Source organism: Paenibacillus terrae (assembly GCF_000943545.1).
GTDB classification, from domain to species: Bacteria; Bacillota; Bacilli; order Paenibacillales; family Paenibacillaceae; genus Paenibacillus; species Paenibacillus terrae_A.
The window spans coordinates 62,179-80,961 of record NZ_JTHP01000021.1 but is presented as its reverse complement, the minus strand read 5'-3'; the positions used below and the strand labels follow the sequence as shown (position 1 = coordinate 80,961).

Genomic DNA, 18,783 nt, shown 5'->3' with positions numbered 1-18,783 from the left:
TCAGCATGATTTGAACCAGCTCGTGTAACAGTTACCGTATAGCTTTTCGCCGTTCCATCCTGTGCAGTCACTACAAAGCTAATGACATTAGAACCCACACTTAGATTAATCGGATTGTTAACTGGAGCCCCATTAAGCTGTAAAGCCGCTGTCGCGTGGCTATCAGTAGTTGTATACGTAGCTGTCGTGACAGAAACATCGTTAGGCACAGTTGCAGTATAGGCGTACACACTTCCAGTTACCGTTTGATCGAGCGTAATGCCGCTTAAATTCAGCGAGCTTAGTGTGGCATCTGAAGAAACAGGAGGGTTCTGGCCAGCAGCCATAGCCGTAGAAACCATGAAGGTACCGACCATAAAGGGACCATTGCTTAAAGTTATGGTCTGAATTACCTTATTATCGGATGTCCTGATTACGCTCATGTTGCTGCTGCTATAATTGACCGTAAAGGCTTTACTGCCATCAGCCGAGATACCGACCACATAGGGATTAGAACCAACCGCTACGGTGCTTTCCACTGTATTATTAGCGGTATTGATTACTGAAACAGTTCCAGAGCCACTATTAGCCACGTAAACCCTGCTCCCGTCGGGAGACACCTCAGTAGCCGATGGATTGCTGCCCACAGGGACAGTTGCTTCCACCGTGTTGTCCACAACGTTGATGACAGAAACTGTATTGTTCCCTTGATTAGCTACATAAATCTTGGTACCCGCAGGATTAACCGAAAGACCATACGGGCGGGCTCCCACCGTAATTTGACTGGTAATCGTATCGTTGGTAAAATCCACGATTGCTACTTTGTTAGCGCCAGACTGAGTCAGATAAAGCTTCTGGCCTGCCACTACCATTGCTACAGGACTTGATAATACACTTATTGTACCCGTAACTGTAAGCGTTGCTGTATTGATTACTGACAGTGTGTTGCTGCTCATATTAGCTACATAAGCTTTACTGCCATCCGAGTTAAAGGCTACTCCGTGAGGTTGTGAGCCCACTGTTATTGTGCCGACCACCGTATCAGTAGCCGGATTAATCACCGAAACAGTTCCACTCGTTCTGTTGGTCACAAAAACCTGCGTACCGTTCGGGTTGAACGCTGCGCTATTGGGCTGACTCCCAACCGTAATTTTGCCCAATTCCACCGTACCGCTTTCCAAATCCACCACATCAACTTTGCCAGTATTGTAGCTTGTAATATAGGCTTTCTTTAATATGTCAGTAGTAGCCGCAGAAGCGGCATTAAAATTACCTAACAAAGTTGAAATCATACATAGAATAGCTATCACTGCCACAAGCTTCATTTTTTCTTTTCTAAACATTTCGTTCCCCCCTGATCGTTTCGCAGAATGAATTTTAAAGCATTGAATCCAAACAAGTAAAAAAAACCAAAAAATGGGGATGCCCCCGCTTTCCACATTTGATAGTTTCCATAATATTCTATATATTTCTAGTGCTATCTACTGTCGCTACTTACGTGTTTCTGCTCGTCCTGATTATAAATCGGGATTGCAACGCTCGATTGGCCAGAACTCCCAACAGAATCGCTTGATTCACTCGCCCCATATTGCCTCCCCCCATTGCAATACATTCTATCAAACTGTTCTCACAAAATTCTCACAAAACCACGAATAATGTCGAAAAAAAAAGAGACTATTCCCTAATAGACTCTTCAACTGGGAATAATCACTTTCTTATTAATCCAGTATTCAGTTTTCGGTAAAAACGGTCGGACAAGATTACTCCAAATATGACGCCTTCTGGCTTCTCAGTTCCTGCGGCGGCTCCAGCCCCAGCTCCTTGCGATAAGAAGCCTCGAACTGCGCGTAATGCCTGACGATTTTCTCCTTGTCCCCACTACTTGCATAGATGCTCAACAAAGTCTGATTCATCTCCTCATGCAGGGGATACATGGTCAAATACGAATCAATCTTCTGCTCCGCCTTTTTCCAATCCTCCCTGGAAAGATCCTGCTGGATCAAGCTGCGTACAAGCGATGTGTACTGTTTGCAGAATAATTCCTCCAGCGGAGCTTTCCAGAGGTAATCTTTTCTATCCAGCAACGGACCTTTGTAGAGCGAGCATACATGTTCCGCTTGCGCCGCATCCTGAAATCCTCCCGCAAGAGAAAAGTCATACCGCTCATATTCCAGCACATCGTACGTTCGATCCGATGGTTCCAGCATGTACCCTTCGTTCGTTTTCTGAATCTCCATCCCGATCTCTTGCCCTTTCAACAGTTTCTTTAAACGATACATCGTGTTGTGCAAATTATGCGACGCGCGGTCCTCGCTCATATCCGGCCACAGCAATTCCGCCAATCGCCACTTGTTGAGATCCTGACCCGGATGGCAGAGGAAATAAGCGAATAACTCCTCCGTCTTGCGTGTCGGAAAGCGGATTAGCGATCCTTCCCTACTTCGGACCTCGAATCCTCCGAAGCACCGAATCGAGGCAAGCCCCACCCGCTGTTCAGCATCGCCGACAGGTCGATGCAGCTTGACCAGCCGGTTGGCGACCCGCTCGATCGCCGCGGGTGTTACGGGCTTCAAAATATAGTCGAAGGCATAAACCTTGAATGCATCCAGCGCATAATGCTTGTAAGCCGTCACGAAGATGATTTTCGTCTGCTCCGACGCTTCGTTGATATTTTCCGCGAGTTCCAGCCCATTCATCTTTGGCATTTCCACATCGAGGAAAGCAACGTCCGGCCGAAGCTCAGGAAGGCTGGCCAGCGCCTCAAGCGAGCTTGTAAAAGCACCTATGATCGTAAAGTACGGGTTTTGCCCGATGACATATTTCATTAAATTCAAAATCGGTATTTCGTCCTCCACAATGACCGCACTAAACAACCTCGCTCCTCCTCCGTTTACCCGAACCAATCTTTTCGTTATTCCTTACAGGCAAATACATTGTTATTTTAGTTCCTCTTCCTCTATCGGAGCTGATGTTTAGCGTTGCCCCTGGCAGAGAGTCCAGACGCTTGCGGATATTATGGATGCCGATGCCGCAATCCTGCATGTCTCCTGTGGACATGCGGTCCAACAGATCATCCGGTATGCCGACGCCGTCGTCTTCGACTACCACCCGGATATAACCGTCTTCCTCGTTGATCGCAAGCGTCACCTTGCCGTGTCCTTCCTTCTCGAACAAACCGTGCCGAATCGCATTCTCGACAAAAGGCTGGATGCATAAAGGAGGAATTTCCAAATGCTCTATACGTTTATCGTAGTGAAAGTCGTAGTCGAACCTCTCTCCGAAACGGGCTTTTTCAATCTCAACATACGCCTGGATCAACTCCATTTCCTGGTAGAGAGGGACGAACTGCGTGGAAGAATCCATGTCCAGAATGTAGCGCAAGTACTGACTGAGCATCGATAACAAGTACGCAGCTTTTTCCCCGTCCGTATAGCAAAATGAAATAACACTGCTCAAGGCGTTGTAGAGAAAATGCGGTTTAATCTGCGCTTGATGGAACGCCTGCTCATTGCGAATTGCTTCTTGGAGTGATGTTTTCACAGCGATCAGGGTCTGGATTCTGGCAATGAGCGTTTCTGCCTCAAACGGCTTGGTCAAATAATCGTTCGCCCCGGCCCTGAAGCCGAGCGCGATGTCCTGCGGCGTATCCTTAACCGTTGCGAACAAAATGGGCAGATCGAGAATGGAGTAGCTGCTTCGCAGTCTCTGACACAGCTCAATGCCCGAGATCCCCGGCATCATCACATCGAGAATGACAAGATCGACTTGCGGGTACTCTTCTATTTTCTCCAATGCTTCTTTTGCCGAGAAAGCGGTAACGACATTGTAGCGATGCCGTTTCAAAATATTCAACAAGGTGTGGATATTGGAGGCTTCATCGTCAACAATCATTACGGTATGCTCGTGTCCATTCCAAATATTCAGCTCCTGATCCTTATCGGTATATCGCTGCTGCTCTTCCAACGCATATGCCGTTTCACGATTAGCCGGTACTTCGACGGCGCTTGGCAATGTAAACGTCATGCGCGTGCCTTGACCGACCTCCGACCAATCCACCCGAATTTCTCCACCCATCCGTTCGACCAACTTGCGGCTAATGTACAAACCAACGCCCATTCCTGTATATCCATCCTTCGGCAGCGGCCCATCAAGCTGCTCAAAATATTCGAAAATCACAGCATGTTTATCCTTAGGAATCCCTGTTCCGGTATCCTCGACGGAAATCGTTATGGTTCCCTGGGCAACGCTTGATACCACCTTGATCGACCCTTTGTCTGTATGCTTAACGGCATTGCTGACCAGATTGTACATGATTTGACGCAGCCGATTCTCGTCCGCTTGCACCCAGACATCGGGATCGACTTGATTATCCAGTTGCACAGCTTTGCCCAAAAGCTCAAATTGCAGTACATCGAATACAATCTGTGTTACCATTCTGGCATCCACAGCGGTCGGATGCAGACTCAGTTCCCCGTGCCTCAAACGGGTAACATCGACTAAATCGTGAATGAGCATGGACAGCTTGATAGATGTATCCTTGATCAGCGAAAGATTCCGTTTTTGCTTCGGCGACAGATTTTTTTCCTCATCATCCAGCAAATAAGACGTCATATTCAGGATGCCATGCAGTGGAGTCTTGAGCTCGTGGGATGTGTTCATCAAAAACTCGTCCTTGAGCTGGTTGGAAACCGTCAATTGATAGGAAAGTAGCTCCGTCTTCTCATAAGCATTCGAGAATCGAACCACGAGCAGGATATTCATGATGATGATGAAACAAACTACTCCGAGTTTTCCCACCAGATCGGTCGAAACCATATTCTCCGAATAGAGGCTTCCGTCCACCAAAAAGATCATCATCGAAACGCTTCCGCCAATAAAAAGCATTAATTCCTTCCGATCGGATGAGCCGCCTTGGCTTTGAATGTACAGATACGCCATTCTGCCAATAATGTATAGGAAAACGATGATTAAGTAAAAAAAGAAAACGTATTTTCCCTGGATATGCACACGATAAGGCAACACGGCAACCGCCGTAATATATAGGCCTAACGGAGTCAGTATCAGCTTCATCATCCGAGACGACATGAGGCGGGCTTCAACTGAACTGAAAAACAGGATGAGTACCACAGCGCCGACAAATTCGCTTAAATCCAGCAGCTTGTAAACAATATCAAAAGGGAGGCCAGGCAGTACCCTCTGTAAAATCTTTTCGCCAAAAAGTGCTTTTTCCAATAAAAGCAGCAGCAAATACAGCCCGCTGAGCCAATATGTTTTCTCTCTTCGCCCTAGCAGGCAGAAGCTGAGATGATACACGCCAAACATGCCAAGAATCAAAATAATTCCGATATCGGTGCCGATCTGTATACTGTTTAGCTTCGTCACATCTTCAGCCAATCCGAATGGGATCGAGCCAGCAATACCACCGGTGACAAATACGTAGTTAGACACTTGAATTACAATGTCGATTTCTTTGGCATCCGTGTGAAAAAACGCGCTGTAGGGCGTATTTCCAGGCTGATGCTCCTTGATATCGACTGCTGGGCGCCCACTTTCGCCTTCTAACTTGCCGTTAATGAACAATCGATGGGAAAGGCGAATACTCCTTATTTTTAAACCTAAAACCTCATCCGTATCTTTAATAAGCACTTTCAACCGGTACGTACCATACCCTGTTCGGTTCATACCGCCATTCGCTGATTTTCCTTTCCACGTGCCAGGTACGGATAAATACGAGACCTCTGTACGCGTCCCTTCGCGAAAATCGGCAGGCTCCAGTAATTCACCTTCATAAAATTCCCACTCTCCATCCAGGTTGACCCATCCCTGCTTGTGGAAATCCCAATTCGACAAATCCAACACTCCCCGCTTCACAGGCGGCATGTCCTGATTCGGTATCGTTTGCAAATAAATAGTAACGAACAACACAATGGAGAGCGAAAAGATCAAGCCAATTCCGATGGCCTCACGATATTGCCCCCTTTTGATACATAGCTCCCCCTCGGAATTCATTTCAACACTTTTCATTCTATACATTACGTACTTCACAAAAAATCACAAGACTGATTTAAGTGACATTGGAAATAAGCGTGGGTGAGTACACAATTTATTTTACAGACTCTATGTGTACAAGCATGGATGGCTCAGTCATCTTTGAGTTCAGCATGTAAAAGAAAAAGCAACCATCACAGAGGAAAGTCTGCGACAACTGCTTTCTGGCTTTCAGGACCACATCTCCAGCCGAAATCTTCCTGAGATCAAGAAGTTCATCGGCAGCTATGTAGAAAAGCTGATCGTCTACCATGGGCATTGCAGAGCAACCAAGTCAATTTGTTCTTGTCGCTAATCGTGATCCACTAGATTTACGAAAAGAGAATCTAGCTGTAGGAACAAAAGAAGCTATTAGTAAGGAGTCTTTTAATTCGATATAGAAAAACCCTTAACTATTCTTGCTCAAGCCTTTGATTTCCTGTTCCGTTAATCCAGTGGCCTTCACAATGGTCGTTATATCCATATTCATTTCGAGCATATTCTTGGCCACTTTCTTAACACCTTCCATTTCTGCACTTTCCAGCATAGAAGCCTCATCATGCAGATACTTCTGTCTGGCCTCATACAATCGTCTGGCATCCGAATCCTGACTCAAATATTGCAGGGTGTCCATCGCCTTCTCCAAACCTGGCTCATTCATCTTCAGCACCTCCCAATATGATGTATCGGCACTTTTTAGAAACAACAGCCAATTGATCAATCCGCCTTCAGACGGAACGCTATGCTCATCCAGCTTAGGCAATTCCAAGAAATGAACCTCAATGTCATCAATCAAGGATATCCCTGTCCGGTCTTCCCGCAAATGAAATATGTTATGATATTGCTCATTCTTCAAGAACGAATAGTTTAAAATGTTGATCGTCACGCATTTCTTCAGTTCTCGGTACTTATCGCCCTCGCTGAGTTGACTCGTATATCGTTTGGACCAATAAAACAGCGTTCGTTTCTCAATATCATACTTATTAAAAAGCTGCATTTCTATATCAATTAGTTTACCTTCAGAGGTCTTGGCGTAAACATCAAAGATGGACTGTTTGTCGAGCGGATCATCTTTATCCGTTTGAATACAAAATCTACACGAGGGTCAAGTAAATCCATCGTTATCAGCTCCATTCGTTATTATTATATCATTTTTCAAGGATTTTGAGCCTTACAAAGGTGAGTAAAACCGCTCAGCTTGAATCAGCTTGCCGTGTTGGAACATATTAGGCATAAGTGAGCAGTTTAGTAAAAGAAAACTAAGAAGCTTTGGAGGTTTTAGAGAAGTAGTTTTAACGAATCGAAGTACGGATGAGGAAATATGGAAGGCGGCTATATTTAACACTGGTTATGTGACGGCCAAACTTGCCCATCTTCGCATAGCATCAGTGAAACTCACTGTATTCATTAACCGTAAGCCCCAGAAATGAAAAAAGACACCATTTAAGATGTCTTCACTGGTACTGCATATGGAGGCGAACCTTGTTGTACCCCGTTCCACGTATTTTACGAAGATACCGGTTGCTCCTGCGGCGCTCTCTGTACCAACGCTTTGCCCAGGAACTGCCGTGTCCGTTCTTCCTTCGGATTGGTGAAAAACTGCTCCACCGGGCCTTGCTCCACAATCACGCCATGCTCCATCAGCACGACCCGATCGGCGACATCCCTCGCAAAACCAAGCTCATGCGTGACGATAATCATCGTATTACCTTCACTCGCTACCTTTTGAATGACCGACAGCACCTCATCCACCAGCTCGGGGTCGAGTGAGGACGTCGGTTCGTCGAACAGCAACACCTGCGGATTCAGCGCCAAGGCGCGGGCAATTGCCACACGCTGCTGCTGTCCACCCGAAAGCTGGGCAGGGTAGTAGGCCATGCGATCCTTCAACCCGACCTTTTCCAGAATGCCTTCACTGATCTCCCTCGCCTGCTTGCGGTCCAGCTTTTTGACACTTGTCAGGCCGATCATGACATTGTGGAGGGCATTCAGGTTTTTGAACAGTTGATATTGCTGAAATACCATTGCCGTTGCCGTGCGCAGTCCGAGAATGTCCTTTTTCCCCGCCTTGGCTGCATCCACCTTCACACCGTCGATCTCAATGACACCGCTGGTCGGCTGCTCCAAAAAATTAATGCTGCGCAGCAATGTGGACTTGCCCGATCCGCTTGGCCCCAGAATAACCACGACTTCTCCTTTGCCTACGGTCAGGTCTATACCCTTCAACACATGATGCTGTCCAAAATGCTTATGAATTTGATGAAGTTGAATCATGTCCTTACTCACTTCTTTCGTAAATTCGAATACGCTTCTCCAGCACGACAAGCCCACGCTCAATAATGATGCACACCAGCCAGTAGATCAGGGACACCGCAACGTATACCTCAAAAAAGGCCAGCGCACGTGCGCCCATAATTTTGGCCTGTCCCATCATATCGACAACACCAATCATAAAGATAAAGGACGTATCCTTCACCGTACTAATCAGCGTGTTCCCCAAATTGGGCAAAGCCACTGTCAACGCCTGTGGCAGCACAATTTTGAGCATAATCTGCGTTTGGCTCATCCCGATGGAATTGGCAGCCTCAAACTGCCCCCGGTCCACTGAATGAATGGCCGCTCTGAACGTCTCCGACAGATACCCACCGAGGTTCAACGAAAATGACAGCAATGCGAACAGCTCGGGTGGAATCACATAGACATTGAATTGCTGCAAGAATCCGTATTCGCTCTGAAAATAATACAAAAACTTGGGTATTCCGTAATATACGAGGAATAGCTGCACGATGAGCGGCGTTCCCCGAATGTACGAGACATACAGCGTAGACAATTGCGCCAATACAGGCACTTTGTATATCCGAATTAAGGCCGTAGCCAACCCGATGATCGAGCCCAGCAGCATGGACAATAATGCAATCCACAGTGTTACGGGGAGATACTCTACGATCTGGGGAAGGCTTTTCAGCATATAATCAAGGTCAAACAGCTTTTCCATAGGAACCCCACTCTACCCTTTACGTTGTTGTTACTGAGGAATAAATTCTCCGCCTGTCCATTGTTCAGACAGCTTTTTCAGCGTTCCGTCCGTTGTAAGCTCTTTAATAATCGGGTCGATTTTAGCTTTCAGCTCTTCGCCCTGCTTATCCTTTTTGAACACCAGGTTAATGTTGTCACTTTGCACCGGATCGCCCACAGCTTCCACCTGCAAATCTTCCTTCTTAATCGTTGCCGCCACCATCACCGGATCATTCACATAGGCATCCACCCGGCCGTTTTGCACGTCCTGAAGGTTGTCGGACGAAGTGCCTGTATCATTGTATTTCAAAATGATTTTGTTGCCGTTCTTCGCATTGTACTGTTCCAGCAATTGTGTGTAGGAATCGCCTACCGAGGCGGCTACCTTCTTGCCTTCCAAATCCTTGAGGGAATGAATATCGGTTCTACCTTTTTTCACAACAATGACGGATTGTGCCTGAAAGTAGGGTTCATCCGAGAACAAATATTTTTGCTCGCGCTCGGGATTTTTGGCAACCTCGTCTGCCACCACCTGAATTTTGTTCGAATCCAGTGCGAGGAATATCGCATCCCAGCCCGAAGGTACAAACTCAAACTTGTAGCCGTCCAGCTTCTTGTCGATCTCCTTGACCACTTCTACATCGTATCCGGTCAGTTCATTTTTATCATTCACAAAAGCAAACGGCGGGTAGTCATTTTGTGTGCCGACATAGATCACCTTATCCCCCGACGCCGCTTCCTTTGAGGAGCATCCGCTCAAGGCTCCGGTCAGTATCACGAGAGATAGGCCAAGCACTGCAACGAAAGCAGATTTCTTCATATGTGATATCCCTTCTTAATCCAAGTAAATTACTATGATTTTATATTATAACTTTTTATACTAATAATACAACAGGTAAATTTGATTTCAATTACTTATCCATATATATTACAAAATATATCACAAAAAAAAGGACCCTTGCGGGTCAACTCTCATTCATAAAGTGAAAGACGGTCTGCTGGATGTTCCGGCAATATGGACGAGATCAACTGTTGCACAGCCGGATGAGCGGATTCAAAAATCTGGTCCTTCTCGTCACAGCGCTCGATCAATCTCCCCTTCTCCATCACAGCAAAGCCATCACAGACGGCGTAAGCCGCCCGAATATCATGTGTGATGAATAGATACGACAATCCAAACGAGGATTTCAGCTCTCCCAGCAGGGATAAAATGTGCATCTGGTGAACCATATCCAGGCTACTGACGGACTCATCCAGCACGATTAGCTTTGGTTTGAGTGCAATCGCCCGGGCGATGTTGATTCGCTGCAATTGTCCGCCGCTAAACTGATGCGGAAATTTATTCCGATCCTCCGGCTTGAGACCGACCCGCTCCAGCAGGTGCTCAACCGTTCTCTTTTGCTCCTGTACCGATAACCGCTCGTAATTGTCCAGAGGCTCCCCGATAATCTGTCCAGCGGTCATCCGGGGATTTACAGCCGAATAACAGTCCTGAAATACGACCTGCATATCCCGTCGCAGCCCCCTGCGGGCTTGTGTGCTTCCATTATAAATGTCCTGACCCTGAAACAGTACCCGGCCCTCCTGCGGCTTCTCCAGCCCCAGAATGACCTTGCCCAGCGTGCTTTTACCCGCTCCGCTGGTTCCAAGCAAGCCCAGGCAAAATCCGCTCTCTATGGTAAGCGAAACGTCCGCCAGCACAGGGGGGCGTGGTTCGGAGCGGCCCGACCATTTGCGCCTTCCATAGCTATGAGTTACTTCCTTCACTTGTAGCACGCGCATTCGCTCCCCTTTTGAAAGTATAACCGTCCACAGGCGACTACTCGCCTACCTGATTCACGCCCCGTAGGGACAACTTGGGCCTGGCATGCAGCAGCATTTTCGTATAATCATGCTGTGGCTGATCGAACAACTGATGAACCTCCGCCTGCTCAACGATACGTCCCCGCTGCATGACAGCCACTTCATCCGCCATTTGGGATATGACGCCCAGATCATGCGAGATCAGCAAAATGGAAGTGTCGTATTCCATACGCAAGCGATTCAACTCTCTTAGCACCTGTAGCTGATTAACGACATCGAGCGCCGTCGTTGGTTCATCTGCAATAACTACCGCTGGCCGCAGGCACATAGAAATGGCAATCATGACCCGTTGCAGCATCCCCCCGCTCAACTGAAACGAATAACGCTTCATCAGCTTGGCCGGGTCGGGCAGATTCATGTTTTCCAAAGCCGATATGGCAAGGTCGCGGGCCTGTCGTGTGGTCAATCCGGTGTGCGTGCGGATCGTTTCCATAAACTGAGACCCAATCGTATACACCGGCGTAAAGGCGCTCATTGGATTTTGCATAATAAACGCGATTTCTTTGCCCCGAATACGCCGTATCTCCTCTGAAGCCATTCCATTCAGCTCGCGCCCGTTCAGACGGACACTGCCTTCCACGTCCATCGTCTGGCGATCCAGCAACTGGAGCAGCGCGTTACAGGTTACCGTTTTACCGCTTCCACTCTCGCCGACAAGACCAAGAACCTGTCCCTTTTTCAGCTCAAAATGGATCGGCTCCAGCAGAGACACCGCCCCTGCATCGGTTTTGAGCTTCACCTGCAAGCCGCTGACCTCCAGCACCTTCGACTTCGCCCCGTCATCCATCGTTGTTCTCACTCCTGTTTTACTGACGTTTGGCAATTCCGTATCGGTCGGACAGCGCCTCCCCCAATATATTGAAGGTCATTACCACCACCAGAATCATGACGCCCGGATAGATCATTAATTCCGGATGACTGCGGATGTATCCCGTTCCTTCATGGATCATGGCTCCCCATTCGGGGGTCGGCGGCTGGATGCCCAGACCGAGGAAAGACAACGCCGAAATATCCATGATCGCCCAGCCCATCTCCAGCGTACCCATGACCACAATCGGCCGCAGTACATTCGGAATGATATGCCGCCGGATAATGGCCCCTGAGGAGGACCCGCTAATCCTTGCGGCAGCTATGAAATTCCGCTCTTTCAGACTGACGACCATATTGCGGCACATTCTGGCATAATACACCCACTGCACCATCATCAAGGCGAGCAGTACCTGCATGAGACCCGGCCCAAAAATACCGACAATACCCAGCACAAGTACCAGATTCGGAAACGCCATAATGCCTTCGCAAAACCGCATCAGTACACTATCGACCCAGCCGCCCAAATAACCTGCAACTGATCCAATCACGACACCGATACTAAGCGAGGACAAGAAAATTAATGTCGCAAAACCGAGCGAAATCCGCGCTCCATACAGCAGCCGGGACAGATTGTCCCGACCCAAATGATCGGTTCCCAGCCAATATTCTTTCGAAGGGCCTTCCAGCTTATGCAGTAAATTGACTTTAACCGGATCATGGGGAGCCAGCCACGGGGCCAGCGCCATAATCATTAAAAGAATCAAAAGCACTACAGAGCAGACCACGATCACCTTTTGACCCTTGAGCATTGTACGCAACCTTATCATCACTGCTCTGTTCGTCCCTTCGATGAAATTCGGGGATCCATATACAAATGCACCAGATCAACGAGCAAATTGCATACGATGAACAGGCATGCCGCCAAAAACACATAGCATTGTATGACGGGAATATCCCGGTTAAAAATCGCTTCCACAAAATAACGGCCAAACCCGGGCCATGAAAACACCTGCTCGACAATAATCGTTCCGGTCAGCAGCTTGCCCAGATTCATGCCCATACCCGTAATCAGCGGGGCAATGGCAATTTTGAGCACATGCTTAAGCATGATCACCCGTTCACGAATCCCTCTGGTTCTGGCATACTGCACATACGTTTCCTGAAGCTGCTCCAATACACTGGAGCGCAGCAGGCGCGTATATAGAGCAATCAGAACCAGCGACAGGGTCAACGTAGGCAACACCAGATGCTGCCATGTCCCCCGCCCCTCTACAGGCAGCCAATCCAGCCTCACGGAAAAAAAGAAGATCAACAGATATCCCAGCCAGAATTGAGGAATAGACGCTCCAAAATAAGAAATTCCCCGACTAAGCATGTCGATCCAGCCATTTTTACGCATCGCCGCCAGTACGCCCAGCGGGATACTCACCACGATAGATAGCACCATACTGCTCAGCGCCAGCTCGACGGTGGCAGGCAGCCGAACCTTCACCTCATCCCACACCGGCTTGTTCGTCAGATATGAAGTACCAAAGTCCAGACGACTGATTCTTTGCAGCGTCTGTATATACTGCGTCAGCAAAGGCTGATCCAGCCCAAACTCATGTCTTTTCTGCTCCAAAATCTCCGGAGTTGGATAGATATGAGCTGCCGTCAAATAGGCCTCAGCCGGATCAACTGGTGAAATATGAATGAGTGCAAAGGTAACGAGGGTGGCAAAGAGAACAATAGGAATGATCGCTACCATTCGCTTCCCGATATAGCTGATCATGAGTTGTCCTCCTATCCTGTAAACTATCGTTACCCTTCGGTTTCAACTACTTCCCGATTTCAATTCTCTCAAACGGATTTTCATCCCGATTGGCCGGGAATACAAAATTCGTAATCTTTTTCTGATATACTGCGGTTTTCTTAATATACGAAATAGGCACAATGGCAGATTGCTCCTGAAGGGTTTTCAGAATCGAAGCATACAGCTCCTGACGCTTGGTTTCGTCTGTCGATGAGAGGGCTTCGTGTACTTGCTGATCCAGATCCTTCTTCATCGGAAGAGCGCTCAGTACCTCGGAAATCCCAAAGCTCTTCTTGGCAATGACATTAATAAAGGAATGCGGATCATAAGGCGCACCATAGTTGTACCAGAAGTACAGATCAAACTGATTGGATCTAAGGCGTTTGATTTGAACCGTCAGCTCCAGCCCGGTCAGGTTCACCTTGACACCCAGTTCTCCCCATTCCGCCTGAATGGTTTCGGCCATCGCCTTTTGGACTGGATCGGTCTTATCAAAAATCAGCTCAAAATCCAGCTGTTGTCCGTTCTTCTCCCGTACCGTGCCGCCTGCGGGCAGCTTCCAGCCAGCCTCATCCAGCAGCGCTTTGGATTTTTCCACATCATAGTCAACGGGCTGTAAGTCCACATTTGTATACGGATAGTTTTTGGATAAAACAGTATCCGCTTTTTCCTCCAGCCCCGAGGTCACGCCTTCCACCATTGCCTGCTTGTTAAAGCCATGCTGGAGCGCCAGACGTACCCGAAGGTCTGCCAGCTTGGGATTGGACGAATTGAGCAACAGGCTTCTTGTGCCGACAGGCTCAGACAGCTTGGTCACATAATTATTCGTGTCGCGAAGCTGCTTGAAAGCATCCAGACTGATGACGCCCTCTCCGTAAATCAGGTCCAGATCGCCTTTCTCAAAGGCCATTACACGCGTTTCGCCATCGGGAATGATTTTTACGATAATTTTATCCACCTTCGGTGCGGTTCCCCAATAATTCGGGTTACGCTTGAAGGTAGCATATTCGTCTTGTTTGTATTCATCCAGCATCCAAGGTCCGGTACCTACCGGTTTCTTGATGCCTTTGGACGTATCTCCATCATCCGGGAACCCGGCTTCACCCAGAAAACGGAATGGACGAACGACGGACAAGTCCTGAAGCACCGGATAGTACGGCTCTTTGAGCGTCATGCGGAAGGTGCTGTCATCTACAGCTTCCGTTTTGTCGAGAACGCTTACTATACCAAGCCAGCTGTGCGTTTTCTCATTTTTCATGATAGCGTCAAAGTTCTTTTTGACAATAGCCGCATTAAATAGCGTTCCATCCGAAAATTTTACGCCTTTGCGCAGCTTGAACGTATATATTTTGCCGTCCTTGGAAATAGTCCAGGATTCAGCCAAAGCAGGCTCCAGCTTGCCTCCTTGCTTGTAGCTGACTAACGGCTCATAAATCATGGATTGTGCAAAAAGTTGGGAAGGATTGTATACGTGAGGGTTCATGGTACCAATGTCGCGCGGCCACGATAGCGTGATCGACTTTTCATTGGCAGTTCCGTCCATTGAGGTGGATGCAGGTGTGTTCTCCTGCTTCGCGCAACCCAAAATAACGGATAATAAGAGGATTGCCACCAACATAAGGGTAGCAGTCTTGCGGTGTCGAACGGACATCAATGTAATTCCCCTTTTCTATGTACGTGATAATGATTATCATAATCATATTTAGAATAGGTATCACATCCTATTTTGTCAACATATTCGACAAAGAAAGCTCATATTTATTTTAAATTTGTAGAATATGAGATGTATGGCTCATTCCGTCAACGTTTGAAACAGAGTACGCGTGTATTCATGCTGTAACAGGTCTTTATCCCATTCCTGAAATATCTCCACAATCTCCCCCTGATACATGACGGCAATCCGATCACAAAACGGACGGGTGGATTGAAGATCATGGGTGATAAAAAGATAGGAGAGCTGGCGCTCCACCTGCGCTCTCTTGAGCATGTCCAGTACAGAGGCCTGCGTTTCCGTATCGAGATTGGCGACGGACTCGTCGAACAAGATGATTTCCGGCTCCACCGCCAGCGCACGGGCGATGCATACCCGCTGCTTTTGTCCGCCGCTTAGCTGCGACGGGTATTTCTCCAGACATTCCGCGTCCAGCCCCACCGATTCCAGTAAAGACAGGCAGATATCCAGTGCTTGCGCTTTTCGTTCGGGAAAATAGTTACGGATCGGTTCCTCCAAAATATCTCGTATGATCATGCGAGGATGGAGCGAGGAAGACGAATCCTGTGCGACCAGCTGGATTCGTTTGTACAGATGGATATCCTTCATCCTTCCGGTGTGAATGGGCTGATGATTCAGCCAAATCTCCCCCGAGGTCAACGATTCCAGCCTTAGGATACATTGTGCCAGCGTACTTTTGCCGCTTCCGCTTTCGCCAACCAGTCCAAGGCATTCTCCCCGTTGCAGCTCCAGACTCACCTGCTTCACGGCGGCCTGCCCGCTATCTTGCTTGTTGAACCAGCCTTTTCTCCGTCTGCGGACAGGATAGGCTTTGGTCACTTGCTTTAATTCCAGTATCATTCGCGCATCCTTCCTTCCGGGCTCATCTCCAGTACACGATCCGCCACACGACTCACACCCTGACGATCATGAGAAATCAGCAAAATGGTGAGATCCAAGTCCTCTCTCAACTGTTGGAATAACGCCAGAACCTTGTCCCGGTTGATAACATCCAGTGCCGTGGTAGGCTCATCGGCAATAAAAAGGCGCGGACCGGAGCTTAGCATCGCAGCCAGTAGTACCCTTTGACACATCCCTCCGCTTAATTCAAAAGGGTACGAGGACAAAATATGCTCAGGGTCTGCAAACCCGACCTTCCTCAATAAAGAGCACAGATAAGCCTCCTGCGCTTGAGTGACGCGGCCTCTGGCCAGCTGTGCAATCCCGCTCAGCATCTGCCGCATCTGGGGCAGCACGCCCTGTGGAGCGACTTGCTGCGGTACAGCAAGGGATGGAGCAGCATCGGCTTGCCCCTTCTGGTCGGGCGGCATCCAGCGCCGCCCGTGCAGTCTGAGCGTGTCCGTCAGCTGTGCGCGGACGGTACGGATCGGATTCAACCCGCTCAGCGATTGTTGAATGAGCAGGGCAATGTCCTCGCGGCGCAGCCTTTGCCAGCGCCGTTCATCAAACGGGACGATGTCCTCCCCGTTGTAGTACATATGCCCCTGCGTAACGCCGATCCCCGGCTCCAGCATGCCCGAGATTGCGTGCGCGGTCAGACTCTTGCCGCATCCGCTCGGCCCGGTCAAGGCCACAATTTCCCCCGGATACACGGAAAAGCTGACATCCCGGAGCAACGGTTGATGTCCGCTTATCCGCATTGTTTTCCCATTCACGCCCGGTTTCCTACCTGCGTCCGCACCTGTTGCTGCGTCAATACGTGTACCGGCTCCTGTGCCTATGCGACATATCTCCAGATGTTCCACGTGCAACATTGGCTTGCGCCCTGCCATCTTTCCTTTCATCTGTCCTGTCCCATCCTTCATTCTGCCGCCCCCTTTTCCGAGAATCGGTCTCCCAGAAGCTGGCAAGCAAGCACAAACAGCATAATCGCCAAGCCCGGAAAAATCATGACATGCGGCGCCACCTGAAAATACGACGTCGCATCATGCAGCATCACGCCCCATTCCGGCTTAGGCGGCTGTACGCCAAGCCCCAGAAAGGAAAGTCCGGCAACCATAAGCACCACTCGCCCGATGTCCCAGACCGCGTACACAAGCAGCTGTGGCAGCACCTGCGGCAATACATAGCTTCTTAGTACGCGCACATGTGAATTACCGGATAAACGGGCATATCGGACATAGTCCTCCTGACAGGCCTTTTGAACAAGGGTGCGAATATACCGAACATATCCCGCCCACCGTACCGCAATAATCGCTAAGGTCATGTTTACAAAGCCCGGACCCAAGATACCCACAATCGCCACCGTCAAAATGATATCGGGAAAAGCCAGCACGCCGTCAATGACCCGCATGACTAACTGGTCCATACGCCCGCGTACATAGCCAATGAGCAAGCCTATCGGCAAACTGATACACAAGGTGGTCACTGTAATCGCACAAGCAATCAGTACGCTGGTCCGAATCCCGTAAATCAGGCGCGACAGTACATCCCGACCCAGATGATCCGTACCAAATGGATATTTCCGACTAGGTGGTGCCAAACGGTTCAGAAGGTCCACATCAAGAGGATCATGAGGAGCAACCCATGGAGCCAGTACCCCGAGCAGCACGATCAGGCCCAGCAGCACTCCTCCTGTCAGTAAGCTCCCTTTGAAGGACAGCCGCATGTTTTTCATTTTCAACTTCCTCCCCTAACGCAAACGCAACCTTGGATCTACAGCCGCCTGGACCACATCTACCAAACACTGAACACCTACGATTAAAAATGCAGCAAAAATGACATACCCCTGGATCACCGGATAATCCCGCTGCGTAATCGCATCTATAAAATACTTGCCCAAACCCGGCCATGAAAAAATCGTCTCTACAATGACATTACCCGCCAGCATAAATGACAGATTCGTGCCTAACAGCGTGATGATCGGCAAAATCGCATGCCTGAATATCTCAAAAAACAGAATATGCGTGCGGGAAAAGCCTCGGGCCTTCGCCGCCTTCACAAAATTCCGGTCACCCAGCTCCAGCATTTGGGCACGCAGTACACGGGCTTGCACAGCCCCCAAACCTGCCCCAAGGGTCAGCGCTGGCAGTACCAAATGAGTCCAATCTTCCCGACCCATGGACGGGAGCCAGCCCAAACGGACCGAGAACAGGTAAATCAGCAGAAAGCCAAGCCAAAAAGAGGGGATGGACGATCCGAGCAGTGCAAACAGCCTTCCCAGACGATCCAGCCAACCGCTGGATTTTACCGAGGCAGCCAGCCCCATCCCAAGAGTCAGCAACGTCATGACGGCAAAGCCCGCCGAGGCCAGCTCCACGGTAGCGGGCAGTCTGTTCCACAGCTCGGTTAGCACCGACTCCTTGGATACATAGGAGGTGCCCCAATGCCCTGTGAACACATCACGCAGCCAGTTTACATACTGAATATGAAGCGGCTCGCTCAAGCCCAGCTCCTTCCGCAGCGCCGTCAACGCCTCCTCAGAGGCAGGCACATTATGCGCGGTGAGCAGAATGGTAGCAGGGTCGCCGGGAGCCAGCCTCATCAACACAAACGTCAGCGTGGATACAACGAACACAATGATGACAAGCTGCGCCACACGTTCCAGAATAAAACGAATCATAGG

General features: G+C 49.0%; 15 protein-coding genes and 1 pseudogene. All 16 read right to left on the bottom strand.

Going from position 1 to position 18,783, the window contains the following annotated elements; translation table 11 throughout:
* Window positions 1–1,322, bottom strand: a 1,322-nt coding sequence (locus tag QD47_RS12545; RefSeq protein ID WP_152643801.1) for a YVTN family beta-propeller repeat protein, incomplete at its 3' end; no start/stop codon positions are given.
* 417 nt (window positions 1,323–1,739) lie between these two features.
* On the bottom strand, window positions 1,740–2,852 hold the full coding sequence (locus tag QD47_RS12540) for a response regulator (RefSeq protein WP_044646441.1): 1,113 nt from the start codon (window positions 2,850–2,852) through the stop codon (window positions 1,740–1,742).
* A complete protein-coding gene (locus QD47_RS12535) occupies window positions 2,845–5,988 on the bottom strand; it encodes an ATP-binding protein (protein WP_044646447.1) in 3,144 nt (1,047 codons plus the stop codon). Before QD47_RS12535 ends, QD47_RS12540 begins: the two co-directional genes overlap by 8 nt.
* A gap of 427 nt (window positions 5,989–6,415) precedes the next feature.
* Window positions 6,416–7,087 (bottom strand): annotated as a pseudogene (locus tag QD47_RS12525) (Rpn family recombination-promoting nuclease/putative transposase); the annotation flags it as partial.
* A 425-nt stretch (window positions 7,088–7,512) separates the two neighbouring features.
* Window positions 7,513–8,280 carry an amino acid ABC transporter ATP-binding protein gene (locus QD47_RS12520; RefSeq protein ID WP_044646438.1) on the bottom strand — a complete coding sequence of 256 codons (768 nt, stop codon included), beginning with the start codon at window positions 8,278–8,280 and terminating at the stop codon, window positions 7,513–7,515.
* A 4-nt stretch (window positions 8,281–8,284) separates the two neighbouring features.
* Window positions 8,285–9,001 (bottom strand): amino acid ABC transporter permease, encoded by a 717-nt coding sequence (locus tag QD47_RS12515; protein ID WP_044646437.1) that lies wholly within the window; start codon window positions 8,999–9,001, stop codon window positions 8,285–8,287.
* A 30-nt stretch (window positions 9,002–9,031) separates the two neighbouring features.
* The gene (locus QD47_RS12510) at window positions 9,032–9,841 is read right to left on the bottom strand and encodes a transporter substrate-binding domain-containing protein (RefSeq protein ID WP_044646436.1); all 810 of its coding nucleotides are present in this window, start codon (window positions 9,839–9,841) and stop codon (window positions 9,032–9,034) included.
* Window positions 9,842–9,993: 152 nt separating this feature from the next.
* A complete protein-coding gene (nikE, locus tag QD47_RS12505) occupies window positions 9,994–10,803 on the bottom strand; it encodes a nickel import ATP-binding protein NikE (RefSeq protein ID WP_044646435.1) in 810 nt (269 codons plus the stop codon).
* Between the two features lie 37 nt (window positions 10,804–10,840).
* Window positions 10,841–11,671 (bottom strand): nickel import ATP-binding protein NikD, encoded by an 831-nt coding sequence (gene nikD, locus QD47_RS12500; protein ID WP_044646434.1) that lies wholly within the window; start codon window positions 11,669–11,671, stop codon window positions 10,841–10,843.
* A 19-nt stretch (window positions 11,672–11,690) separates the two neighbouring features.
* Entirely contained in the window at window positions 11,691–12,521 is an 831-nt protein-coding gene (nikC, locus tag QD47_RS12495; protein ID WP_044646433.1) for a nickel ABC transporter permease subunit NikC, read from the bottom strand.
* Window positions 12,521–13,465: a nickel ABC transporter permease subunit NikB gene (nikB, locus tag QD47_RS12490; RefSeq protein ID WP_044646432.1), complete on the bottom strand. Its 945-nt coding sequence runs from the start codon at window positions 13,463–13,465 to the stop codon at window positions 12,521–12,523. The genes nikC (QD47_RS12495) and nikB (QD47_RS12490) overlap by 1 nt, the downstream gene beginning before the upstream one ends.
* A 46-nt stretch (window positions 13,466–13,511) precedes the next feature.
* On the bottom strand, window positions 13,512–15,137 hold the full coding sequence (gene nikA, locus QD47_RS12485; RefSeq protein ID WP_044646431.1) for a nickel ABC transporter substrate-binding protein: 1,626 nt from the start codon (window positions 15,135–15,137) through the stop codon (window positions 13,512–13,514).
* Between the two features lie 141 nt (window positions 15,138–15,278).
* Window positions 15,279–16,058 (bottom strand): ABC transporter ATP-binding protein, encoded by a 780-nt coding sequence (locus QD47_RS12480; RefSeq protein WP_044646430.1) that lies wholly within the window; start codon window positions 16,056–16,058, stop codon window positions 15,279–15,281.
* Entirely contained in the window at window positions 16,055–17,023 is a 969-nt protein-coding gene (locus tag QD47_RS12475; RefSeq protein ID WP_044646429.1) for an ATP-binding cassette domain-containing protein, read from the bottom strand. Before QD47_RS12475 ends, QD47_RS12480 begins: the two co-directional genes overlap by 4 nt.
* Window positions 17,020–17,835, bottom strand: a complete 816-nt coding sequence (gene nikC, locus QD47_RS12470) for a nickel transporter permease (RefSeq protein ID WP_044646428.1) — start codon at window positions 17,833–17,835, stop codon at window positions 17,020–17,022. The genes QD47_RS12475 and nikC (QD47_RS12470) overlap by 4 nt, the downstream gene beginning before the upstream one ends.
* A 15-nt stretch (window positions 17,836–17,850) precedes the next feature.
* Entirely contained in the window at window positions 17,851–18,780 is a 930-nt protein-coding gene (nikB, locus tag QD47_RS12465) for a nickel ABC transporter permease (protein ID WP_044646427.1), read from the bottom strand.
* Window positions 18,781–18,783 lie beyond the last annotated feature (3 nt).